The 23545-nt window shown below is 64.8% G+C and carries 21 protein-coding genes; 15 read left to right on the top strand and 6 right to left on the bottom strand.

Annotation, left to right across the window (positions count from 1 at the left end; all coding sequences use genetic code 11):
- Positions 1-11: 11 nt before the first annotated feature.
- The 3 genes from K289_RS0134565 (at position 12) to hflX (ending at position 3277) form a co-directional block, all read left to right on the top strand.
- Entirely contained in the window at positions 12-1382 is a 1371-nt protein-coding gene (locus tag K289_RS0134565; protein ID WP_027555637.1) for a sigma-54 dependent transcriptional regulator, read from the top strand.
- 249 nt (positions 1383-1631) lie between these two features.
- On the top strand, positions 1632-1880 hold the full coding sequence (hfq, locus tag K289_RS0134560) for an RNA chaperone Hfq (RefSeq protein ID WP_007591126.1): 249 nt from the start codon (positions 1632-1634) through the stop codon (positions 1878-1880).
- Positions 1881-1891: 11 nt separating this feature from the next.
- Complete coding sequence (hflX, locus tag K289_RS0134555; RefSeq protein ID WP_027555636.1) at positions 1892-3277, top strand: GTPase HflX; 1386 nt, start codon at positions 1892-1894, stop codon at positions 3275-3277.
- 38 nt (positions 3278-3315) lie between these two features.
- On the opposite strand, the gene mazG is transcribed toward hflX, so the two are convergent.
- Positions 3316-4173, bottom strand: coding sequence for a nucleoside triphosphate pyrophosphohydrolase (gene mazG / locus K289_RS0134550; RefSeq protein ID WP_027555635.1), 858 nt, complete (start codon positions 4171-4173; stop codon positions 3316-3318).
- A 126-nt stretch (positions 4174-4299) separates the two neighbouring features.
- On the opposite strand from mazG, the gene queC reads away from it, so the two are divergent.
- On the top strand, positions 4300-5013 hold the full coding sequence (gene queC / locus K289_RS0134545; protein WP_027555634.1) for a 7-cyano-7-deazaguanine synthase QueC: 714 nt from the start codon (positions 4300-4302) through the stop codon (positions 5011-5013).
- A 242-nt stretch (positions 5014-5255) separates the two neighbouring features.
- Here the strand turns inward: queC and K289_RS0134540 are convergent, their stop codons facing one another.
- From K289_RS0134540 to nthA, 3 genes are read right to left on the bottom strand one after another with little or no spacing between them, the layout of a single operon-like run.
- Positions 5256-5633, bottom strand: a complete 378-nt coding sequence (locus K289_RS0134540; RefSeq protein WP_027555633.1) for a nitrile hydratase accessory protein — start codon at positions 5631-5633, stop codon at positions 5256-5258.
- On the bottom strand, positions 5633-6292 hold the full coding sequence (gene nthB, locus K289_RS0134535; protein WP_027555632.1) for a nitrile hydratase subunit beta: 660 nt from the start codon (positions 6290-6292) through the stop codon (positions 5633-5635). The genes K289_RS0134540 and nthB overlap by 1 nt, the downstream gene beginning before the upstream one ends.
- Positions 6289-6921 (bottom strand): nitrile hydratase subunit alpha, encoded by a 633-nt coding sequence (gene nthA / locus K289_RS0134530; RefSeq protein ID WP_027555631.1) that lies wholly within the window; start codon positions 6919-6921, stop codon positions 6289-6291. The genes nthB and nthA overlap by 4 nt, the downstream gene beginning before the upstream one ends.
- Positions 6922-7043: 122 nt before the next feature.
- On the opposite strand from nthA, the gene K289_RS0134525 reads away from it, so the two are divergent.
- The 5 genes from K289_RS0134525 to K289_RS0134505 all read left to right on the top strand — a co-directional run bounded on the left by K289_RS0134525 (position 7044) and on the right by K289_RS0134505 (position 12264).
- Entirely contained in the window at positions 7044-7850 is an 807-nt protein-coding gene (locus tag K289_RS0134525; RefSeq protein ID WP_027555630.1) for an enoyl-CoA hydratase/isomerase family protein, read from the top strand.
- 117 nt (positions 7851-7967) lie between these two features.
- Positions 7968-9443, top strand: a complete 1476-nt coding sequence (locus tag K289_RS0134520; protein ID WP_027555629.1) for a DASS family sodium-coupled anion symporter — start codon at positions 7968-7970, stop codon at positions 9441-9443.
- A gap of 235 nt (positions 9444-9678) precedes the next feature.
- Complete coding sequence (locus K289_RS0134515; protein WP_027555628.1) at positions 9679-10803, top strand: methionine ABC transporter ATP-binding protein; 1125 nt, start codon at positions 9679-9681, stop codon at positions 10801-10803.
- On the top strand, positions 10793-11458 hold the full coding sequence (locus tag K289_RS0134510) for a methionine ABC transporter permease (protein WP_027555627.1): 666 nt from the start codon (positions 10793-10795) through the stop codon (positions 11456-11458). Before K289_RS0134515 ends, K289_RS0134510 begins: the two co-directional genes overlap by 11 nt.
- Positions 11459-11487: 29 nt before the next feature.
- Positions 11488-12264, top strand: a complete 777-nt coding sequence (locus tag K289_RS0134505) for a MetQ/NlpA family ABC transporter substrate-binding protein (RefSeq protein WP_027555626.1) — start codon at positions 11488-11490, stop codon at positions 12262-12264.
- Positions 12265-12279: 15 nt separating this feature from the next.
- On the opposite strand, the gene K289_RS0134500 is transcribed toward K289_RS0134505, so the two are convergent.
- Positions 12280-13269 carry a helix-turn-helix domain-containing protein gene (locus K289_RS0134500; protein ID WP_027555625.1) on the bottom strand — a complete coding sequence of 330 codons (990 nt, stop codon included), beginning with the start codon at positions 13267-13269 and terminating at the stop codon, positions 12280-12282.
- Positions 13270-13449: 180 nt separating this feature from the next.
- Here K289_RS0134500 and K289_RS0134495 point away from each other — a divergent pair, with 180 nt between their 5' ends.
- The 6 genes from K289_RS0134495 to K289_RS0134465 all read left to right on the top strand — a co-directional run bounded on the left by K289_RS0134495 (position 13450) and on the right by K289_RS0134465 (position 22157).
- Positions 13450-14646 (top strand): serine hydrolase, encoded by a 1197-nt coding sequence (locus K289_RS0134495; RefSeq protein ID WP_027555624.1) that lies wholly within the window; start codon positions 13450-13452, stop codon positions 14644-14646.
- A gap of 15 nt (positions 14647-14661) precedes the next feature.
- Positions 14662-16662, top strand: a complete 2001-nt coding sequence (locus K289_RS0134490) for a primary-amine oxidase (protein ID WP_027555623.1) — start codon at positions 14662-14664, stop codon at positions 16660-16662.
- A 101-nt stretch (positions 16663-16763) separates the two neighbouring features.
- Entirely contained in the window at positions 16764-17591 is an 828-nt protein-coding gene (locus tag K289_RS0134485) for a hypothetical protein (protein WP_027555622.1), read from the top strand.
- Positions 17592-17712: 121 nt separating this feature from the next.
- A complete protein-coding gene (locus K289_RS0134480) occupies positions 17713-18483 on the top strand; it encodes an IclR family transcriptional regulator (RefSeq protein ID WP_051311103.1) in 771 nt (256 codons plus the stop codon).
- Positions 18484-18785: 302 nt separating this feature from the next.
- Entirely contained in the window at positions 18786-21713 is a 2928-nt protein-coding gene (locus tag K289_RS51860) for an MFS transporter (RefSeq protein WP_198024824.1), read from the top strand.
- A gap of 60 nt (positions 21714-21773) precedes the next feature.
- The gene (locus K289_RS0134465; protein ID WP_027555620.1) at positions 21774-22157 is read left to right on the top strand and encodes a RidA family protein; all 384 of its coding nucleotides are present in this window, start codon (positions 21774-21776) and stop codon (positions 22155-22157) included.
- Positions 22158-22474: 317 nt separating this feature from the next.
- On the opposite strand, the gene K289_RS0134460 is transcribed toward K289_RS0134465, so the two are convergent.
- Positions 22475-23506: an IS110 family transposase gene (locus K289_RS0134460; protein ID WP_027555619.1), complete on the bottom strand. Its 1032-nt coding sequence runs from the start codon at positions 23504-23506 to the stop codon at positions 22475-22477.
- Between the last annotated feature and the right edge of the window lie 39 nt (positions 23507-23545).

Below are 23545 nucleotides of genomic sequence, written 5' to 3'. Positions count from 1 at the left end.
AGGCGCGACCCATGGCTAGTGAAATTCTGATTGTCGATGATGAGGCCGATATTCGGGATCTCGTTGCGGGCATTCTCGAAGACGAGGGATTCGTCACAAGGACCGCGCGCGACAGCGACACGGCGCTCGCCGAGATCGCCAACCGCAGGCCGCACCTGGTTTTCCTCGACATCTGGCTCCAGGGCTCCAAGCTGGACGGGCTTCAGTTGCTCGAGCAGGTCAAGAGGGACAATGCCGACCTGCCCGTCGTCATGATCTCGGGCCACGGCAACATCGAGACCGCGGTCGCCGCGATCAAGCGCGGCGCCTACGACTTCATCGAGAAGCCGTTCAAGGCGGACCGCCTGATACTGGTGGCGACACGGGCGCTGGAGAACTCACGGCTCAAGCGCGAGGTCAAGGAGCTGAAGCAGCTCGCGCCGAGCGCAAGCCAGCTGGTCGGCCGCTCGCCCAGCATGAACCAGCTGCGCCAGACCATCGAGCGCGCGGCCAAGGCCAACAGCCGCATCCTGATCGTCGGCCCCGCCGGCGCCGGCAAGGAATTGACCGCGCGCACGCTGCATACGGCCTCGGGGCGCGCCGACGGTCCCTTCGTGGTGATCAACGCAGCCGCCATCACGCCCGAGCGCATGGAGCACGAGCTGTTTGGCGTCGAGCAAACCAACGGCGAGCAGCCGCGCAAGCCGGGCGCGCTCGAAGAGGCCCATGGCGGCACGCTGTTCATCGACGAGATCGCGGACATGCCGCGCGAGACCCAGAACAAGATCCTGCGCGTGCTGGTCGAACAGTCGTTCCAGCGCGTCGGCGGCACTTCCAAGGTGCAGGTCGACGTCCGCATCATCTCCTCCACCGCCCGCAACCTCGAGGAGGAGATCGCGGCCGGCCACTTCCGCGAGGACCTCTATCATCGCCTCTCGGTGGTGCCGATCCGCGTCCCGGCGCTGTCGGAGCGGCGCGAGGACATTCCGGAATTGATCGACTATTTCATGGAGCAGATTTCGGCCGGCAGCGGCCTGCCCAAGCGCCAGATCGGGCAGGACGCCATGGCGGTGCTGCAATCGCATGTCTGGCCCGGCAATGTGCGCCAGCTCCGCAACAACGTTGAAAGAGTCATGATTCTCGCCGCAGGCGGGCCGGAGGTGATCATCACCGCCGACATGCTCCCCCAGGACGTCGGCTCGATGGTGCCGGCGATGCCGACCAGCAACAATGGCGAGCACATCATGGGCCTGCCGCTGCGCGAAGCGCGCGAAGTGTTCGAGCGCGACTATTTGATTGCACAGATCAGCCGTTTTTCAGGAAATATTTCTCGAACGGCGGAGTTCGTTGGCATGGAGCGTTCGGCACTACACCGGAAGTTGAAGGCGCTCGGCGTCGGTTGACGCCCCGCGACCTCACGGCCACACGTTCACAATATCCAAGGGAAAACATCGATTTCCGTAGTTTTTCGGTCCAATAGGACGGGCTCTGCCGCGCGAAGCGGCTTGCCTAATAAGTCCACCTGTCCTCTAATCGTGCTGCCGGACCTCCGAGGGGGATCTCATGAGGGACGGCAACCGGAAGAGGCCCCGAATTTCGCGAGAGGGCCGCAACCGGCGCAATAAAAAGAAACTCAAAGCGAGATAAAAACAATGGCGGCAGACCGCGCACAAAACCTACAGGACACCTTCCTTAATCACGTTCGCAAAACCAAGACGCCACTGACGATCTTTCTGGTCAACGGAGTGAAGCTCCAGGGCATCGTGACCTGGTTCGACAATTTCTGTTTGCTGCTTCGGCGCGACGGTCACTCGCAGCTCGTCTACAAGCATGCGATCTCGACCATCATGCCGGGTGCCCCGATCCAGTTGTTCGAAGGCGGCGAGGATCAGCCGGCTTGAGAGTGATCTGATTGGAACCCCGGAATTTCGACCGGGATGCCGACCGTCCGCGGTCGGCAGGGGCTAAGCAGACGGGGCGGGTGCTTGTCATCGGCCCCTACTTGCGGGTGCGCGCGGGCGGAGCCGACGCGCAATCGGAGAGTTATGTCCTGCGAGACGCCGACGCCCGGCTCGACGAAGCCGCGGGCCTTGCGCGCGCGATTGATCTCGTCATTGCGGATGCGATCATCGCGCCGATCAGCCAGATCCGGCCCGCGACCTATATCGGCAAGGGCAAGGTCGAGGAGATCACCGGGCTGATCAAGAGCCTGGAGGTCGACCTCGTCGTGATGGATTGCGCGCTGGCGCCGATCCAGCAGCGCAATCTCGAGAAGGAGTGGAACGCCAAGGTGCTCGACCGCACCGGGCTGATCCTCGAAATCTTCGGCCGGCGCGCCAAGACCAAGGAGGGCTCGCTCCAGGTCGAGCTCGCGCATCTGAACTATCAGCGCTCGCGCCTGGTGCGATCCTGGACCCACCTCGAACGCCAGCGCGGCGGTTTTGGATTCATGGGCGGTCCCGGCGAGACGCAGATCGAAGCAGACCGGCGGCTGATCCAGGAGCGCATCTCCAAGCTCGAGGGCGAGCTGAAAAAGGTTCAAGCGACGCGGCGTTTGCATCGCGCCGGCCGCCAGCGCGTGCCGTACCGCGTCGTCGCGCTGGTCGGTTACACCAATGCCGGCAAGTCGACGCTGTTCAACCGCCTGACGCGCGCCGACGTGCAGGCCGCCGACATGCTGTTCGCGACCCTCGATCCGACGTTGCGCGCGCTGAACCTGCCGCATGGCGGCAAGGCGATGCTGTCGGACACCGTCGGCTTCATCTCCAACCTGCCGACGCAGCTCGTCGCCGCCTTCCGCGCGACGCTCGAGGAAGTGCTCGAGGCCGACGTCATCCTGCACGTTCGCGACATCTCGCATGAGGACGCCGAAGCGCAGCAGAGCGACGTCGACGCGGTGCTGCGCCAGCTCGGCATCAACCCGGATGACTCGGGCCGCATCATCGAGGTCTGGAACAAGATCGATCGCTTCGATGCGGAGCAGCGCGACGAGCTGCTCAACATCGCCGCGCGCAGGCCGGAGGATCACCCGGCGATGCTGGTCTCCGCGGTGTCAGGCGAGGGGATCGACGCGTTGCTCGCCGCGATCGAGGAGCGGCTCGCGGCCAAGCGCACCACGCTCGACCTGTCGATCGACGCCGCTGATGGCGCCGGCATCTCCTGGCTGCACCGCAATTCGGAAGTGCTGGCGAAAGAGCTGCACGACGGCCGCTTCGATATGACCGTGCGCGTAGATGAGACCAAGCGGGATATCGTGGTGTCGCGGTTCGACGCCGTGCCGCATCTGTCAGCCCCATAGCACACGTCGTCCTGGCTTTCGCCAGGACGACACCTGAGCTAGCGGTGGACTTGCTTGCTTTTCTCGACCGCTGGAGCCTTCTTCTCCTCGCCCTTCGCCGCATTCCACAGCGCGTCCATCTCAGCCAGCGACGTCTGCTCCAGCGTCCGTCCCTGCGCCTCCAGCGCGCGCTCGATATAGGCGAAGCGGCGTTCGAATTTCGCGTTGGTGGCGCGTAGCGCGGCTTCCGGATCTGCATCGACGTGGCGGGCGATATTGACCAGAGCGAACAGCAGATCGCCGGTTTCCTCGGCAAGCTCCTGCTTGTCGTTGCGGTCCAGTGCGGCCTCGATCTCGTCGGCTTCCTCGCGAATCTTCGCCAGCACCGCGCGCGGATCGTTCCAATCGAAGCCCACGGTGGAGGCCTTGCGCTGCAATTCCATGGCGCGCGTCAGCGCGGGCTGGCCCGCCTTCACGCTCGACAACAGCGATTTGCGCGAGGTCTCCTCCGGCGGCCGCCGCGCGGCGCGTTCGGCCTTCTCCTCGGCCTTGATGCGGTCCCAGACTTCCGTGACATGAGAGGGCGCGAGGTTGCCGTCCTTGTCGGCGAAGACGTGGGGATGGCGCCGGATCATTTTGCGGGTGATGGCTTCGACCACGTCGCCAAAGGCGAATGCTTTCTGCTCCTCGGCCATCTGGGCGTGGTACACGACCTGCAACAGGAGGTCGCCGAGCTCCTCGCGAAGGTCATCGAGATCGCCGCGGGTGATGGCGTCGACCACCTCATAGGCTTCCTCGATCGTGTAGGGCGCGATCGTCGCAAAATTCTGCTCGAGGTCCCAGGGGCAGCCGGTTCCGGGCGCGCGCAGCGCCGCCATGATCTCGATCAAGCGTGAAATGTCGCGGGAAGGGGTCATCGCGGGGGCGTCTCCTGGCTCGTAAGCCTTATGCCAAAAGCGGCCCTCCGTTCCCAGCGTAAGGCGCGGAAACGGAGGAGTTTCCACTGATTGGCGGGCCGCCCCCGTGGTGCTAAAGCGCGGGCCATGAGTGACACATTTTCGACCGAAACCGCGCTGGTGCTGTTCTCCGGCGGTCAGGACTCCACCACGTGCCTCGCCTGGGCGCTCAGCCGCTTTGCGCGCGTGGAGACGCTGGGGTTTGAATACGGCCAGCGCCACGCCATCGAGCTTGCCTGCCGCGACCGGCTCGTCGACGGCCTCAAGGCGTTGCGCGCGGAGTGGGCTTCCAGGCTCGGCGAGAGCCACACGCTGTCGATCCCGACGCTGGCGGCCGTGTCCGAGACGGCCCTGACGCGGGATGTCGCGATCGCGATGGGCGCAGACGGCCTGCCGAACACGTTCGTGCCCGGCCGCAACCTGGTGTTCCTCACCTTTGCCGCGGCGCTGGCCTACCGGCGCGGCATCACCCACATCGTCGGGGGGATGTGCGAGACCGATTATTCCGGCTACCCCGATTGCCGCGACGAGACCATCCGCGCCATGCAGGCCGCGCTCTCGCTCGGCATGGCGAGGAAGTTCGAGCTGCATACGCCCTTGATGTGGATCGACAAGGCGGCGACCTGGAAGCTGGCGCATGACCTCGGCGGGCAGGGGCTCGTCGACCTCATCCGCGAGCAGTCCCACACCTGCTATCTCGGCGAACGCGGCGCGCAGCACGATTGGGGATACGGGTGCGGGGAGTGTCCCGCGTGCAGCCTGCGGGCAAAGGGATGGAAGGAGTACGTGGCGGCGAGCTGACGCCAAATGCTCGGTGTGATCACCCGCGAAAGCCGATGATTCAGTATTCCAAAGGCGCTTGTGGGATACGGAGAGGCCGCGGCGTACTGGGTCGCCCGGTCAAGCCGGACGACGACGAGTGGAGAGGACGGATGCTCCCTCAAGCCGTCATTGCGAGGAGCTCTTGCGACGAAGCAATCCAGAATCTTTCCGCGGAAAGACTCTGGATTGCTTCGCTGCGCTCGCAATGACGGGTGTGGCAGCTAGCCAAAATCCTCCGGCGTCAGCTCGATCGGCTTGCCGTGCGGGGTGCGATCGGCGGCGTGGTCCCAGGCGTCACGGTAGCGGTTCAGAGTCTCCGTGGATGCAACGCCCTTGCTGGCGACGAGCTTTTCCAACGTGGCGAGCCAGTGCAGATAGTAGGTCTCGCCGGTGTCGGGATCGCCGGCGGCCTGCGCGCGCTTGATCTCGTCGGCGAGCGCTGAGGCCCATTCGGGCCACGTGAACACGCCGCGATCATGCAGCGTCAGCACCATGGCGAAGGCATGCGCCTCCCACGGGGCGCGGAACACCGGGCCATCGTCATCGCGCGGAATGCTCGGAATCGCCGCCGTCGCGGCGGCAGCAAGTGTGCTGCTCATCACGCCGGATCCAGATAGGGCTCGAAGGCGTCGATCGAGACCTTTGAGGTCGGATCACCGTCCGCGCCCCAGAGATCGCGCCCCTCGAACACGACCGTGTAGAGCCATTGCGGGTTCTCGCCGAGCTCCATCGCCGCGGAATCCGGAAACACGTGACAGCCGTGGTTCAGCTCGACGATTCCGACATGGCCACGGACATAGCGCGGCAGCCGCGTATGCGTGGTGGGGTGAATGTTCTTCGCGCGCACGCGATCGCCGATCTTGAATTTCGCCGGCACTGGAGCAGGGCGGGCGAACTTGCCGCGCACCATGACGCGCTCGACATCGTCGAGACCGAACTTGCCGTGCTTGAGCGCTTTCGCCGGCTGCACTGCGCGGCCGGCGGCGACCTCCTCCCTTGTGAGGTAGCCCTTGGCGATCAGCATCTCCTCGAGGCCGAGGAACCACTTTTTGTAATAGGAGCTCGAGAGGTAGACATGCGGCGGCAGCGTCTCGCGATAGAAGCGGGAGGTGTCGATGTTGAAGGCGCCGGCCGCACCCATCGCGCGCACCATGGCGAGGACACGCGACTCCCAGTCCGCGTGGAACATCGGTTCGTTCGGCTCGGGCTCGACCTTGCCGAACCCGTCCATACCGCCCATGTCGTGCACGCCGTTCATGACGGCGCTCCCGGCTTCCTCGGAAATCCGGTGCCGATCATGGAATCGCGGGTGACGAGCTCGGTGAGCTGCTCCTCGCTCCAGCCTTCCGTGCCTTCGGGGCGCATCGGCAGCACCAGGAAACGCGTCTCGGCAGTCGAATCCCACACCCTGATTTCGATGTCCTCAGGCACCGTCACGCCGAAATCGGCGAGCACGCCGCGCGGATCCTTCGCAGCACGCGAGCGATAGGGCGCGGCCTTGTACCAGACCGGCGGCAAGCCCAGCATTTCCCATGGGTAGCAGGAGCACAGCGTGCACACGACCATGTTGTGACGCTGCGGCGTGTTCTCGACCACGACGAGATGATCTCCGACGCGGCTGACATGGCCGAGCGTGCCGATCGCCTTGCTGCCGTCCTCCAGCAGCGCCGTCTTGAAGGCCGGATCGGTCCAGGCCTTGGCGACGACGCGAGCGCCGTTATGCGGACCGATCTTGGTCTCGTAGGCCTGGATGATGGCGTCGAGCGCGGCCGGCTCGACGTAGCCTTTCTCGGTCAGGATCGTCTCGAGTGCGCGCACGCGCAGCTCCGTCTCGGACAGTTCCGAATGGTCTTGATCGTGATCATGGTGGTCGTGACCGCTGCTCATGGCTACGAAGATAGGCGTAATCTTCCCCGCCTGTCGAGCCTTCGTTGCAGCGCAATCCGGACGCGTATTCGTGACGCCGTTTGTGCGCTAGCATCGGCACAAACTTGCTTTGGAGGCGCCCGGTGACGAACTTCGTGAAGATCGAGAAGGGCCATGGCCCCGAGGGGCGCATCGCAATCGTGCGGTTCGACCGCGGCGATGGCATCAACGCGCTGTCGCCGGAGGCGCTGCGGCAGCTCACCGCAGCCGCGCGCAGCTTCGAGGATGACGCTGTGACCTCCGTCGTGGTGCTGACGGGAAACACGGATTGCTTCAGCGCCGGCTTCGACCTGAAGGACGCGGAAGGCCGCTCGCGCAAGGACATGGATCTCGGCACGTTGCGCAGGCACCTGAAACTCGGACCGCGCCTGACCCAGGCGTGGCAGGAGATGGAGCAGATCACGATCGCGGCCATCGAAGGCTTTTGCATCGGCGGCGGCGTGGCGCTCGCCGTGGCCCTGGACTTCCGCGTCATGGGCAGCGATGCACATCTGCGCGTGCCCGAGATCGGGCTCGGCATGAACATGAGCTGGCAGAGTATCCCGCGCATGCTGCACCTGATCGGGCCGGCCCGCACCAAGCAGGCGGTGATCCTGGCCGACCAGCGCATCTCGGCGGACGAGGCCTATGAATGGGGTCTGGTGGAGCAGGTGGTCGATCCTGGCAAGGCGTTCGATGCCGCCATGGATCTGGCCTGGAAGGTCGCCGCCCAGCCGCCGCTCTCGGTCGCCATGACCAAGCTCACCGTCAACCGCCTCGCGCATGCGCTGGACGATCTCGCAAGCCACATGGACGTCGACCAGTTCGCGCTCGCAAGTCTCACCGAGGACCACAAGGAGGGCGTGGAGGCGTTCCTGACCCGCCGCAAGCCGCGGTTCAAGGGACGGTAGAACGTCAGGCGAGGCCATTGATCGCACCGCGGACAGTTCGTATACGCCGCGACAGGGACAAAAGCGCTGGGCCAACCGGCCGGTACAGAATGCCGTGAAAATTGGAGGGGAGGGCCGATGACCGCCAGCTCGCAGGCGCCTGAGGCGAAACGATTTAGTTGGAAACAGCTCGCGCCACTCGTGGTGTGGCTCGCGATCTATCTGTGGCCGGTCCCTCCGGGGCTCAATGTCAATCAGTGGCACTATTTTGCAGTCTTCGCGGCGGTCATCACCGGCCTCATCCTGGAATCGATGCCGGTCGGCGCGGTCGGCCTGATCGGGCTCACCGTCGCGGGCGTCAGCGGCTATATCGAAGCCGACCCGACCAAATCGCTGCGCTGGATGTTGGCGGGGTTTGCCGAGAGCACGGTGTGGCTGATCGTCGGCGCCTTCGTGTTCTCGATCGGCTATCGCAAGAGCGCGCTCGGACGACGCATCGCGCTCGTGCTGGTACAACGCCTCGGCAGCAATACGCTCGGCCTCGGCTATGCGGTCGCGATGTCGGACTTCCTGCTCGCACCGGCGACACCATCCAACACGGCGCGCAGCGGCGGCATCGTCTATCCCATCATCAGCAACATCCCGCGCATCTACGGCTCCGAGCCGGGACCGACCGCCGGCAAGATCGGCACCTATGTGATGTGGACCGCCTTTGCCGCGACCGCTGTCACGAGCTCGCTGTTCTTCACCGCGCTGGCGCCCAATGCGGCGGCGCTCGCGATCGCCAAGAGGACGGTCGGGGTCGAGATCAGCTGGAGCCAGTGGTTCATCGGCTTCGCGCCGCTCGGCATCCTTCTGATGCTGCTCGTCCCGCTGCTCAGCTATCTCGTATGCCGTCCGGAGGTGAAGCGGAGCCCGGAGATCTCCGAATGGGCAGCGAAGGAGCTCGCGGGCATGGGCCCGATGTCGCGCAACGAATGGATCATGCTGGCGCTGATCGTGCTCGCGATGTTCCTGTGGATCGCAGGCTCGAGCCCGGACATCCACGTACCCTTGCTCGGCTCCAACTTCGTCAACGCCACCACCGTCGTCTTCATCGTGATCTCGCTGATGCTGGTCACGGGCGTGATCGAGTTCGCCGACATCGTCGCCGAGAAGAGCGCCTGGGAGGTGTTTTTCTACTTCACCTCGCTCTTGACGCTCGCTTCGGGTCTCAACGAGATCGGCTTCATCAAATGGTTTGCCACCGAATATGCAAAGCCGCTGGCCGGGCTGTCGCCGTCGACTGCCATGATCCTGCTGGTCGCGCTGTTCTTCTGGATCCACTATTTCTTCTCGAGCATCACTTCGCATGCGGCCGCGGTGCTGCCTGTGGTGCTCGCGGTCGGCTCGGGCATCGCCGAGATGCCGGTCGTAACGCTCGCCATGCTCTGCATGTATTCGCTCGGCCTCATGGGCGTGATCTCGCCTTACGCGACGGGACCCGCGCCGATGTATTTCGGCAGCGGCTATATCGGCAAAGGCCAGTTCTGGAGCTTTGGCCTGATCTTCGGCCTGATCTATTTCGCAGGACTGCTCTTGGTCGTGCTGCCCTGGCTGCAGCTGGTCCGGTAGCGGGCGGAGGCGACCCTTGCGCAGATGAATTTTCTTCCGAGGAGAGGGATCGGGAAAGCTTTCTCCACCACCCCGCAAATATCTGAAATTGCAAGGCGGCCGCGAACGCGCGATGGTGCGTGCTGCAGTGCAGCGTTTCCCTTGGAACCGTCTGCCCCCATGTTTCCCCGTCGCCTGAAGCGACTACCCCTCGTGCGCCGCGTGGCATGCGAGCGGGCGATCTGCTGTGAAAGAAATGAACGCGCACCAATCACTGGCGATCGGACAGCCGATTGATCCTCGTGAGGCAGTTTCACCCGCCGCGGCCGAGACGGATCCGATGGTCCGGTTCGAAAGCATTTCGAAGATCTATCCGGCCTATCGCGGCAAGCCCGGCGTCAACGCGCTGCAAGGCATCGACTTCGCAATCCCGCGCGGGTCGATCACGGGCGTAATCGGCCGCTCGGGCGCCGGCAAGTCGAGTCTCGTTCGTCTGATCAACGGACTGGAGAAGCCGACCACGGGCCGCGTCGTCGTCGATGGCCGCGATATCTCGGCGCTGGCCGGCCACGAGCTGCGGCTGGCGCAGCGTTCGATCGGGATGATATTCCAGCACTTCAACCTGCTGTCGTCGCGGACCGCGGCTGCCAACATCGCGCTACCGCTGGAGATCGCCGGCTGGCCGAACGCCGAGATCAAGGCGCGCGTCGCCGAGCTGCTCGCGCTGGTCGGGATCGCCGACAAGCACGACCGCTATCCATCAGAGCTCTCCGGCGGCCAGAAGCAGCGCGTCGGCATCGCGCGTGCGCTGGCGACCCGGCCGAGCGTGCTGTTGTCGGACGAGGCGACCTCGGCGCTCGATCCGCAGACCACGCGTGCGATCCTCGATCTGCTCGCGAACATCAACCGCGAGCTCGGTGTGACCATCGTGCTGATCACCCACGAGATGTCCGTCGTTCGCCAGCTCGCGAAGGAAGTCGTCGTGCTCGACAGCGGCCACGTGGTCGAGAAGGGCCATGTCGCCGACATCTTCACCCATCCGCAGCACCCGATCACGCAATCCTTCCTGGCCGAGGTGATCGGCGACAGCCTGCCGGTGTCACTGGCGAGCCGGATCGTGCCGGAACCGCTCACGGGCGGGCACGCGGTCATCCGCGTCCAGGTGCGCGGCGCCGGGGCCGGCGATACGCTGGTCGCGCGGCTGGCGCGCGAGCTCGGCCTCGACGTATCGCTGCTGTCGGCGCGGATCGACGAGATCGGCGGTCAGCATGTCGGTTCGCTGACCCTGGGCATTCCCGGCGGCGAAGCCGCGGCCGGGCGCGCGCTCTCCTTCCTCTCCCTGCAACAGATTTCCGCGGAGCGGCTCGGCTATGTCGCCTGAACTCATCAACCTGATCATCCAGGCCACCGGCGAGAGCCTGTTCATGGTCGGGGTAGCGGCGCTGCTCGGGACGGTTTTCGGCCTGCCGATCGGCGTCTTCCTCGCGACCAGCCGCAAAGGCGAGCTGTTCGCGGCGCCTGCGGTCAACGCGGTGCTCGGCATCATCGTCAATGCGACTCGCTCGACGCCTTTCATCATCCTGGTCGTGGCCATCATCCCGTTCACGCGGCTCATCGCCGGCACCTCGATCGGATCGACCGCGGCAATCGTGCCGCTGACGATCGCCTCGACGCCGTTCATCGCGCGCCTGGTGGAAGCCGCGATCCGCGAGGTCGATGCCGGGCTGATCGAGACCGCGTCCTCGTTCGGTGCCTCGCCGCTCCAGATCGTGTTCAAGGTGCTGATCCCCGAGGCGCTGCCGGGCCTGTTGCTGGCGCTCACGCTCGCGGTGGTCAGCCTGCTCGGCTACTCCGCCATGGTCGGCGCGGTCGGCGGCGGCGGCCTCGGCGATCTCGGCATCCGCTACGGCTACCAGCGCTTCATGCCTGAGATGATGCTGGCCGTCGTCGTGGTGCTGATCGCGCTTGTGCAGCTCGTTCAGAGCGCGGGCGACTATCTGGCACGCCGGGTCAATCGCCGGCTGCGCCACCGCTGACGTAAGCTTTCCTGACATCGGAGACATTGATGCGTTTTCTCGTGACGATCGTGGCTGCCGCGATTCTGCTGGCCGGCCCTGCGCAGGCCGAAACCATCCGGGTCGGGGTGACCGCGGGTCCCCACGCCGAGATCATGGATGTCGTGAAGAAGGTCGGCGCCGAGCGCGGCCTCGACATCAAGGTGGTCGAGTTCACCGACTATGTAATTCCGAACCAGGCGCTGGCACTGAAGGACCTCGAAGCGAACTCGTTCCAACATGAGCCCTACCTGAAGAACCAGATTTCCAAGACCGGCTGGAAGATCGTCAAGGTCGCAACCACGATCGGCTCGCCGCAGGGCGTCTATTCGCTGAAGTACAAGAAGCCCTCCGACCTGCCGGACGGCGCCCGCGTCGCGATCGCCAACGATCCCTCCAACGGCGCGCGCGGGTTAATGATTCTGGCGCTGCACGGCGTGATCAAGCTGAGGGATCCCAACGACGTCACCTCGACCATTGCCGACATTACCGACAATCCCAAGAAGCTCCGTTTCGTCGAGCTGGACGCCGCCCAGCTTCCGCGCTCGCTCCAGGATGTCGACCTCGTCTCGATCAACAACAATTACGCAGTGCAGGCCGGCCTCAATCCGGCAGTCGATGCGATCGCGCGTGAGAACGCCGACGGCCCCTGGGTCAACATCCTCGCCGTCCGCGAGGAGGACAAGGACAAGCCCTGGGTCAAGCAATTGATCGAGGCCTACCACTCCACACCGGTTAAGGAGTTTCTCGAGAAGCGGTTCAAGGGGACGTATCTGCCGACCTGGTAGACACTCGGCTGCGGGTCAGGCGGCTCGCCTGGCGCGCCGCAGGGTCTCCGAGGGCAACTCGGAGAAGTGGCGCTTGTAGTCGAGCGAGAACTGGCTGAAGTGCCAGAAGCCGTGCCGGACAGCGACGTCGTAGACGGAAGCCTTGGTGCCATCGCAACGCTTGAGATCGCGGCGCACGCGGTTCAGCCGCATCGCGCGCCAATAATGCATCGGGCTCGTGCCCAAGACCTCCTGGAAGCTATAGCCGAGCTTGCGCGGGCTGGCGCCGACCGCCTTGCACACCTCCAAAAGTGAGAGCGAGCGATCGCCGCTGCCATGCATCAGTTCGCGCGCACGCTCGACGGTCCGCTTGCGCGCCACGGCGCTGCGTCCGGGATCGCTCGGACGCGCCGTCGGCAACATATCCATGATCTCGACGAGGAGGGCGTCCTCCAGCACCTGTTGCGCCACTGGATCGTCGAACCGCTCCGGTACGGCGGTGATGGTGTCGTGGATCGCGACGAGATGGTCGCGCAGCCGCGCGAATGGCGCCTCGGCCATCTCGATCACGGAGAGCTGGTGCCAGACGGCACGCGGCACCGCGATGTCGAGCCGCGCGGCTAGCTCCTCGATCAGCGCGGCGCTGGTGACGACACCGCGCAACTCAAACGCCTTCGGTGTGCACATGTCGACTTCGGCATCGATGCAGGCGATGACCTGCGCGCCCGCGACGCTGGCGCCATTGCAATTGACCTCGCCAGTGGCGTGCCAGGGCAGGCCGATGCCAAGACTGCCGGCGCCGAGCTGGCCGTATTGGCGAACCTGCTGGCTGGTGACCTCGCGGAACACCTCGACGCGCGGCAGCGAGAGCTGCGTGAAACTGCCAGCGAACGCACCAGCGCTGATCTGGTCGTAATTGAGCCGCCAGCGGCCGAGCGCGGCACAATGCTCATCGACGTCCGTGCTGCTGGCCTGGAGCAGGCAGGCAGCCGAAGGCGGCGTCGGAAGAGTCGTGTCCAAGGCCATGACAACGCTCGAAATGTTCTGGCCAGCGAACCAACAAGGACCGCGCCAGACTGGCATGGCGGTAGCCGGTGTCCAGCAAAATATTGCCGGATCTCGATAACGCCCGGTCGCGTCCGGGTGCAGTCTTTCGTCCCATCCATTCCCGGCATCGGGGGCGGGATTGCCTTGCGGAGGATCGAGATGCGACCAACCGAGATCATGCGCGGCAGCCCAGCTGCGCCCGAGGGCCAGGTGACACGCGCGAATTGGCGCAGCTTTCCCGCGATCCGCTGGGGCTTTACCCACACCCGCGAGGTGCTTCCGACCGCGGAGGTTCGCCGCTCGTCACAACCGACGCCGATCGTAAGCGCGCCGCGTGAGCTGACAAAGCTCGGCTTCACGGCGCCCGACGGCAACCCCACCACCGTCGAAGCCACGCTCCGCGAGACCTTTGCCGATGCGCTGCTCGTGATGCACCGGGGCACGCTGATCCACGAATGGTACGGCGACGGCATGACCGCGACCACGCCGCATCTGATCTGCTCCATCAGCAAATCGATTGCCGGCACGCTCGGCGGCGTTCTGGCCGCGCGTGGGCTGGTCGATCCCGAGGCGAGAGTGGTCCGCTACGTGCCGGAGCTCGAGAGGTCCGTCTATGGCACCTGCACCGTCCGCAACGTCCTCGACATGGCGGTCGCGATCCAGTTCGAGGAGGATTACGAAGACCCGGCTGGCGACGTCGCGCGCTATCGCTTTTCGTCCGGCTGGGACGTGCCGCCCCCGGGCGTCGAGGCCGGCCACCAGCGGGCTTACCTCACGACGCTGCGCGGGACGGGGAAGCCGCACGGCAAGGTGTTCCATTACGTCTCGACCAATACCGAGGTGCTCGGCTGGGTCTATGAGCGCGCCTGCGGCATGCCATACCCGCGCATCCTGTCCGAATATCTCTGGCAGCCGATGGGCGCAGAGGAGGATGCCTCCATGACGCTCGACAGCCACGGCATGGGCCGCATCGCCGGCGGCCTCTCCGTCACCGCGCGCGACTTGATCCGCTTCGGCGAGATGATCCGCTGCCACGGCGTGGTTGGCGGGCGACAGGTCGTGCCGGGTTGGTGGATCGACGACATCCACGAGAACGGCGATCACAAGGCCTGGGCCGACGGCGACCTCGCCGACATCTTCCCGGGCGCCCGCTACCGCAGCAAATGGTACACGATCGATCCCTCGCGCAACGATCTCGCCGGGATCGGCATCCACGGCCAGTGGCTCTATGTCGATGCGGCCTCCGACACCGTCATCGTCAAGCTGGCGACGCAGCCGAAGGCGATGGACGTTCCGCTCGACCATCGCTGGCTCGCCGCGTTCCGCACCATCACCGTGCATCTCGACTCGCGCTGAGCTTCGGACATCGTCATGCTCGATACCGTCAAAGCCAAATCGCCGGCGCAGTCCGCCATACCGCAGCCGCTCGATCCGCTGACGGCCGAAGAAATCACAGCGGCCTGCACGCTGGTGCGTGCGGCGTCCACGTCGCCTGAGGCCTGCCGCTTCCCGACGGTGCGGCTGGAAGAGCCGACCAAGCAGCAGCTGGCAGTGGGCGGGGCAAGCCTGCCCCGCCGCGCTTTCGTGCTGACGCTGGATGTGCAGAACGGCGAGGCGATCGAGCACGTCGTCGATCTCAGCCGTGGCGAGATCGTAGTGCGCAAGCTCGTTCCGAACCGCGAGGCGCCGTACGGGCAGCCGTCGGTGATGCTGGAGGAGTTCTTCAAGTGCGAGGCCGTGGTGAAGGCCGATCCCGGCTGGCGCGCGGCGATGCATCGGCGCGGGCTTAGCGACAACGATATCGAGCTCGTCCAGGTCGATCCGTTCTCCTCCGGCTTCTTCGACAAGGCGTTCGAGCGCGGCGCGCGCATCGTGCGTGCCGTCAGCTATTTTCGCGAGCATCCGCAGGACAACGGCTACGCCCATCCGATCGAGGGCGTGGTCGCGGTCGTCGACCTGATCGGGGGCAGGGTCATCGACCTCACCGACGAAGACCCGATCGTGCCGATCCCGCGCAAGAAGCGCAACTACGGTGCTCACGAAACCAGGAACCCGCGCGCCGACATCAAGCCGCTGCATATCGAGCAGCCGGAGGGCGCGAGCTTCCGCGTCGATGGCTGGAAGGTCGACTGGCAGAAGTGGAGCTTTCGCGTCGGCTTCACGCCGCGCGAAGGCCTGGTGCTGCATCAGCTCGCCTACCAGGACGGCGAGCGCAAGCGTTCGCTGATCCATCGCGCCAGCGTCACCGAGATGGTGGTGCCCTATGCCGACCCGACCGCCAACCATTTCTGGAAATCGGCGTTCGATGCCGGCGAATACGGGCTCGGCATGCTCGCCAATGCGCTGGAGCTCGGCTGCGACTGCCTCGGCAACATCCACTATTTCGACGTGCCGGCAGCCGACAGCAAGGGCGAGCCATTCATCATGCAGAACGCCATCTGCATGCATGAAGAGGACTACGGAATTGCCTGGAAACACTACGAATTCCGCAACGGCCTGTTCGAAGTCCGGCGCTCCCGGCGCCTCGTCATCTCGTTCTTCGCGACCGTCGGCAATTACGACTACGGCTTCTACTGGTATCTCTACCAGGACGGCACGATCCAGCTCGAGACAAAACTGACCGGCATCATCCAGACCGCGGCCGTCAGGCCCGGCGAAAGTTATCGCTGGGGCGGCATGGTCGACGACAATCTGGGCGGCCCGACGCACCAGCACTTCTTCAACGTGCGCCTGCACATGGATCTCGATGGCGGCGGCAACACCGTCACCGAGCACGAGTTCGTGCCGCGGCCCTGGGGCCACGACAATCCGCATGGCAACGTGTTCGATACGACGACGCGCGTGCTATCGCGCGAGCGAGATGCGGCCGCAATTGCCAACGGTGAGACCGGTCGCTTCTGGAAGATCAGCAATCCGAACGAGACCAACTCCGTCGGCGGCGCGCCGGCCTACAAGCTCGTGGTCAATCCGAGCCCGCTGATGCTGGCGCAGGAGGGCAGCTACGTGCGCAGGCGAGGCGGATTCGCCACCAGGCATGTCTGGGTCACGGCGTTCGACCCGGCTGAGAAATACGCCAGCGGCGACTATCCCAACGTCCACGCCGGCGGCGACGGCCTGCCGCGCTACGCCGCACAGAACCGCAACATCGAGAACGCCGACATCGTGGTCTGGCACTCCTTCGGCCATACCCATGTCTGCAAGCCCGAGGACTTTCCGATCATGCCGGTCGAATATGCCGGCTTCATGCTGAAGCCGACCGGCTTCTTCGCGGCAAACGCGGCCGGCGACATCCCGCCGGACCGCAACAGCCGCAGCGTCCTCGCCGGCGACCAGAAAGGCACCGGCGGCGGATCGTGCTGTCACGCGAGCTAGGCGAGGGGGCGACGGCCGGTCCAGTCGCGCCTCCGAACATGAACCTTCCCGCCGGACGCCAGCACAAAGACTGGTGACAGCTCCTCCCCCGCGGGATCCCCATGAAGTGGCTTGCCTTGCTTTGCCTGCTCGTGTTCGCCACGAACGCGAAAGCGGCCGGGCCTGAGCAGCACTACCTCGAACTGCGCGATCGCTACATCGCGAAGTTCTCGAAGGCTGCGGAGAACGAGGAGACTTACAAGCAGCACGATACGGCTCTCAAGGAGTTGGCAGACGTGTTGCGTGGCCTGGTGGGGCCGATCACGATCAAGGGGCTACCGACGGAGGCAACGTCCAACGTCGACACGCTCTACAAGGGTGACTCGGGTTTCGGCCATCTCGATGGGCTCGCTTTCGCCTCCGAAGGCGACAAGACGCAAGTCGTGGTCACGACCAGCGCGCTGCTCGAGCACTGGCTTCGCGAACACCGCGAGGACGGCATGCCGCAGGAGATCAGCGCCGCGTTCAGGTCAGACCACTTCTACTACGCTGCGATCCAGGACTCCGCCTTCGCCAAATATGCGGAGCTGCCGATCACAAAGCCCGCGACCGCGAGTGCAGCGTTCGCCGTGCTGGGCGTGCGCGGCAATGGCGATCTGAAGGGACCGCCTGATGAAATCGACGTCGTCGTGATCCAGGGCGGGAAGGTTTTCTTTGTCGCCACATCGGACGCCGTGAAGACGGCCCCGATCCCGGCCTGCGAGAAGGTCTTTAAGCAGATGATGGCAAAGCCCGTCGACAAGAAGGACCCGCGGGGCGACATGACCCGCGAAGACAATGCGATGACGGCCTTCACCCAGTGCTTCGCCAAGGCGGCGCCGAGCCAGAGCTGGTTTGCCACAGTCGTCAAGAGGGCGCAGAACCAGCTCGATCTGCTGCCGCTGCGCTAGTTTCCATCGAGCCTCGATTGACAAGCTGGTCCTGTATGCGGGGAGGCCGGATACACTATACTGCCGGTGCGGTTTGTGCCAAAAACCGCGGGCGCGAAGCTGATGAAAGGACGTGTGAAGTTTGGCCGCATCCAAAAAGGGGGCTGAGCCTGCGGAACGCCAGAACGGGATTGATCGGACCATCGATCTCCTGGAAGCGCTGCTGCATTTGCGTGCCCCCTCCAAACTCAGCGACCTCGCGAAGCAAATGGGCGCGCCGCGCTCGACGGTCTATGCCATCGCCAACCGCCTGATCGAGGCGGACCTGCTGGAAAGCGTCGGCGAGGGCGGTCAGGTCTATTTCGGCAAGGCGGTGCATCTCTACGGTCGGGCCTATGCGGAGGCCAATCCCCTGCATCGCCGATGCCGCGAAGCCCTCGACCGGCTCGCGACCCAGCACAGCGCGACCGCGCAACTCTGCGCGCTGCGTGGCCGCAAATACGTGGTGGTCGATACCAGGGACGGGTCGGGCCTGTTCCGGATCACCACGGATGTCGGCATCGAGGTGCCGCTGCCGTGGACTGCATCCGGCAGGTTGCTGCTGGATCACATGAGCCCTTCGGAGATTCGTGCGTTCGTTCCGAAAGAGGATTTTCGCCTTCCGGACGGCCGACTGCTCGATGTCGGTGATTTCATCAAGGATGTCGCGCGCGCGAGGCGCGAAGGCAGATGCGTCACGACGGCGCTGTCCGACCGGTTTACGTCGTGTCTAGCCGCGCCCATCCGCGACAAGAAGGGGATCGCGGTCGCGACCCTTTGCTTCGTCATTCCGGCGGACTCGCCGAACAAGCGTAGGACCGAGCTGCTCGACGACCTGGTCGCCACCGCAACTGAACTCTCAGATCGTCACTGAGCCGAGCCGACAGGCGGCGCAGGCGCACCGTTTCGTGGCCGTCCTCGCGCGGTCCCTGCCGCGTGCGCGCGACGCATTCAGGTGAGGCGGTCCGGAAATGTCTGGACTTGACATCACGGCGTCGGCATCTAGCATGACGCTATAAGATAAAGTTGTCCACTATAAGAGACATCAACAGCACCCAGCGCGGCGAGGTTCTCTCAGTTCCGTATTCCGGCGGGACGAAGGACTTGATCGCGCGTTCTTTCGCGGGAGGATTCGAAATGGCGAAGGCAAGCCAACAAGTACCCGGGCGACGCTGGTTGATCGGTTGTCTCCTCGGCGTCGGAATCCTCATCAACTACATCGATCGTGTCGGGCTCTCCGCCGCCACGCCCGAGCTCACCAGGGAGCTGGGCCTCACCGCCACCGACATCGGTCTGCTCGGCAGCGCGTTCTTCTGGACCTATTCGCTGCTGCAAGTCCCCGGCGGCATGGTGCTCGACCGCTTCGGCGTCACCACGGTCGGCCGTGCCAGCAGCTTCCTCTGGGCGGTCGCCGCCACCATCACCGCGCTCGCCAGCGGACTTTGGGGTATCGCCGCCGCGCGCCTCTTGCTCGGGGTCGCCGAAGCGCCGGCGTTTCCGGCAAGTCAGAAGGCGACCGGCCACTGGTTTCCGCTCGACGAGCGCGCGCGATCGACGGCGATCTTCGATTCCGCCGCCAAGTTCTCCAACGTGATCGGCGTGCCGCTGGTCGCCTATGTGATCTATCTCTACGGCTGGCGCTGGGGCTTCGGCGTCACGGCGCTACTGAGCTTTTTGTATTTCGTCGCTTACTACGTCATCTATCGAAATCCGAGCGAGGATCCGAAGCTTTCCAGGGCGGAGCATGACTACATCGTCGCCGGCGGCGGCACGCCGGAAGGCCCGGCCACGGCGGGGCAGAGCCGCATGCTCGGCTACCTCTTGCGCAACCGCAAGGTCTGGGGGCTGACCATCGGGTTCTCGGCCTATGGCTACACTTTCTATCTCTTCCTCACCTGGCTGCCGGGCTATCTCGCCCAGACCATGCACATGAATCTCATGTCGGCCGCGGGCTATTCGACGATCCCCTGGATTTTCGCGACGCTGTCGGACCTCCTGATCGGCGGGTTCCTGGTGGATCACCTGATTGCCCGCGGCTACGACAGCACGAGGGTGCGCCAGTCGGTGATCATCGTCGGCATGCTGATGGGGCTCGCCGTGATCGGCGCCGCGTTCACCGTGAAGCCGGGCTGGGCGCTGCTGTGGCTGTCGATCGCGATCTCGGGGCTGTCCGCGGCGGCGCCCGTCGGGTCCTCGATCGTGTCGCTGATCGCGCCCAAGGGCGGCGCGGGAACGGTTGGCGGCATTCTGAATTTCACCAACAACATGATGGGCGTCCTCGCGCCGATCGTGACCGGAATCGTGGTCGACTGGACGCAATCGTTTGCCGGTGCCTTCATGATCGCCGGCGTCGTGCTGCTGATCGGCATCTTCTTCTATGTCGTGGTGTGGGACGGATCGAGTCGATTCCGGATTTCGAAGAGGCGCCATTGCGAGACGCCGTGGCCGTCCACTGAGGAGAGGGGCATGCCCCAAACTACAAGCCGAGATCCGAACCAGGGCAGAAGCAAGGATACCCTCATCCGCAATGCGCGGCTGATCGACGGCACCGGCGCGCCGTGGTTCGAGGCCGATCTGCGCATCAGCGGCAGCCGCATCGCGGCGATCGGCGTCTCCTTGCCTGCGGACGGAGCCGAAATCATCGATGCGCGCGGATGCTATCTCGCGCCCGGCTTCATCGACGCCCACTGCCATGACGACCTGATCTGCCTGCGCGAGCCTGATCGGCCCGAGAAGGCGCTGCAAGGTGTGACCACGCTCGTGGTCGGCAATTGCTGCTTCTCGCTCTATCCGGCAACCGCAAGCTCCGCAGAGATGCTGCGCCAGCACTTCTCGGGACTCGCCGGTGAAACCCGGGCGAACGAAGTCTTCGACAGTTTCGACGGCTACCGGCTGGCCCTGGAAGGGCCGGGCGTAGCGCTCAATCTCGTCTCCCTGGTCGGGCATGCCGCGATCCGGCTCGCCGTTCTCGGTTACGAACGCCGCGCGGCAACCGACCAGGAGGTCGCGGCCATGCAGGCGCTACTTGCGCAGCAGCTCAGCCAGGGCGCCGCAGGCCTGTCGCTCGGCCTCGTCTATCCGCCGAGCGCGTATGCCGACAGCAATGAACTTTGCGCGCTGGCAGCGACCGTTCGCGCTCACGGAAAGCTGCTCACGGCGCATATCCGCAGTTACGAAGCGGGCCTGCTGAAATCCATCGACGAGTTCATCGCGATCTTGCGCGCCTCCGGCGCGGCGGGGCTGCTGTCGCATCTGCAGTCGGCGGGAAAGCCGAACTGGGGCGCCATTCCAAGAGCCCTCGACCGGCTCGAGGCCGCGCGAGCGGAGGGGATCGATATCTCCTTCGACATGTATCCGTATCCTGCCGGCAGTTCCTACATGCTGCAATTGCTGCCGCCGGCTGCGCTCGAGGGTGGCATCGACGCCCTGCGCGCGCGGCTGCGCGATCCCTTGAAGCGCGAGGCGCTTCGCGTGCTGGTGGAGGAGGGCGATCCCGATCCGCATGCCGCGCAGTCCAAGATCGTGCTGATCGGCTGGCACAACGTGCGCATTTCCGGCACCGGCAATCCCGCGCTGAAGCCGCTCGAGGGCAAATCGATGGTCGAGGCCGCGCGCGAGCTCGGCATCTCGCCCTTCGATCTCATGGTTCGGTGCATCGAGGAAGACCAGGGCCAGACCGGCATCATCATGTTCCAGCTCGATGAGGCCGACCTGCGCGCAGCGTTCACCCATCGCCTGCACATGGTCGGCTCCGACGGCATTCCGCGCCCGGGCACCAAGCCGCATCCGCGCGCCTATGGCAGTTTCCCGCGCGTCGCCGGCCGGCTGACGCGCGAGCAGGGCTGGATGACCTTGGAAGATGCCGTGCGGCGGATGACCGCGATGCCTGCCCAGCGCTTCGGCCTTTCCGACCGCGGCATCCTGCGGCCGGGCATGACCGCGGATCTCACCCTGTTCGACGATACCATCATGGACAAGGCGACGTTCGAGGCGCCGACGGAAATGCCCGCGGGCATCCGTTCGGTGTTCGTCGCGGGCGAGGCCGTGGTCGCAGATGGACGCAGTACCTTCGCGCGTCCGGGCCGGGCCCTGATCGCCGGATGACGGCACCGTCATCCATGGCTCGACGCTAAATCAAAATCATCACACACAGGACGATATGCAATGACGCTGAAACGATATGGCGCGGCCGGTGGCACCGGCACCGGCGGCCAGCACCTTCCTTTTGCCCGCGCGGTGGAGGCCAACGGCTGGCTCTACGTCTCGGGGCAGACGCCCATGGAGAACGGCGAAGTGATCGAGGGCGGCATCATCCCGCAATCGCACAAGGCGATCCGCAACCTGCTCGCCATTCTGGCCGAGGCCGGCTTTGAACCCAAGGATGTCGTGCGTTGCGGCGTCTGGCTCGACGATCCCAGAGACTTTCAGAGCTTCAACAAGGTCTTTGCCGAATATTTCGGCGTCCATCCGCCGGCGCGGGCATGCGTGGTGTCGAGCATGGTGGTGGACTGCAAGGTGGAAATCGATTGCGTCGCCTATCGCGGGTGAACGATAGCGGCGCCAGGCCTTGCAGGTTCAGGTGGCAGCGCAATTCGCGATGGGCCATGTGTGGACGGCTCCTGGTTGGCAAGGAGAATCTTCACTTTGCGGCGTTGGTCGGAGCGGCCATGTGTTCGGCCTGTTTGCGCGGTTCACATGACCGCTGGCCATAATGCCCTCCGCGGATCAGGTCCCGATCAAAAGCACGCATTCGAAGATGCCATGGCCCATGTGGGTTGTCCTGATCGCCGGATCGACCGGCGCTGCATTAAGTGCTGTTCGCCCTTCCAACCGTTACGTCACACCGGATATCCGGCGCGATGCCTTCATGCCGCGAGTGCGGCGGGCTCCCTGTAGCGCTCACCCCTGGCCATCATGGCCCATGCCATGCGGGCGATCTTGTTGGCGAGCGCGATCGCAGCAACCTTGGTCGGTCGACGCGCCAGTAGCTCCGTAAGCCAGGGCCGATGCCGTGTGCCATGGATCTTGGCATAGCGGATCACGGCGAGCGCGCCAGCTGTGAACAAGCTGCGCAAATAGCGATCACCTTGTTTGCTGATACTGCCAAGCTTGTCCTTGCCCCCGCTCGAGTTCTGCTTCGGCACGAGCCCAACCCAGGCCGAGAAATCCCGACCCGATCGAAAGGTCTTGGCATCGGCAACGCTCGCGACCAGCGCTGTCGCCAACGCCGGCCCAACGCCAGGGATCGCGTCCAGCCGTTTACTCGTCGCACTTGATCGATGCCAGACGATGATGCGTCGGTCGAACTCCAGGATTTGGGCCTTCAGCGCCCGCAATTGACTGCCGAGAGCCGCAAGACATGCGCGGGCCACCTCTGGGAGCCGGCGGTCAGCTGTATCGGCGACGACTTCCAGCAATTGCTCGACACCCCGGCGCCCAACGGGAGCGACAATCCCGAACTCGGCAAGATAGGCGCGGATTGAATTGATGACCGCAGTCTGCTGGCGGATGAAGAGATGGCGCGCTCGATGAAGCATCAGGCCGCTCTGTTGCTCGACCGTCTTGGTCGGAACGAACCGCATGTTTGGCCTCGTGACCGCTTCGCAAATCGCCTCGGCGTCGGTGGTGTCGTTCTTCTGCCGCTTGACGTAGGGCTTCACATAGGCGGGAGGCATCAACCGCACCGTATGCCCCAACGCCTGCAGTTCGCGGGACCAATAATGGGATGATGCGCAAGCCTCGATCCCTACCAGGCACGGCGACAACTTCTCAAAGAAGGACAGCACGAAACGGCGCTTGAGCTGGCGGCGGATCACCACCTGACCGGTTCCATCGACGCCATGCACTTGAAAGACCGACTTCGCAATATCCAGACCAATCGTCGAAATTGACTGCATAGGCTGCTCCTCCGAATCGTGGGAGCCTCAAACGGCGCC

Origin of the sequence: Bradyrhizobium sp. Cp5.3, from assembly GCF_000426265.1 — a bacterium.
In the GTDB taxonomy this organism is placed as follows: domain Bacteria; phylum Pseudomonadota; class Alphaproteobacteria; order Rhizobiales; family Xanthobacteraceae; genus Bradyrhizobium; species Bradyrhizobium neotropicale.
Note: the sequence above shows the minus strand (reverse complement) of the source record. Positions and strands in the feature narration are given on the sequence as shown.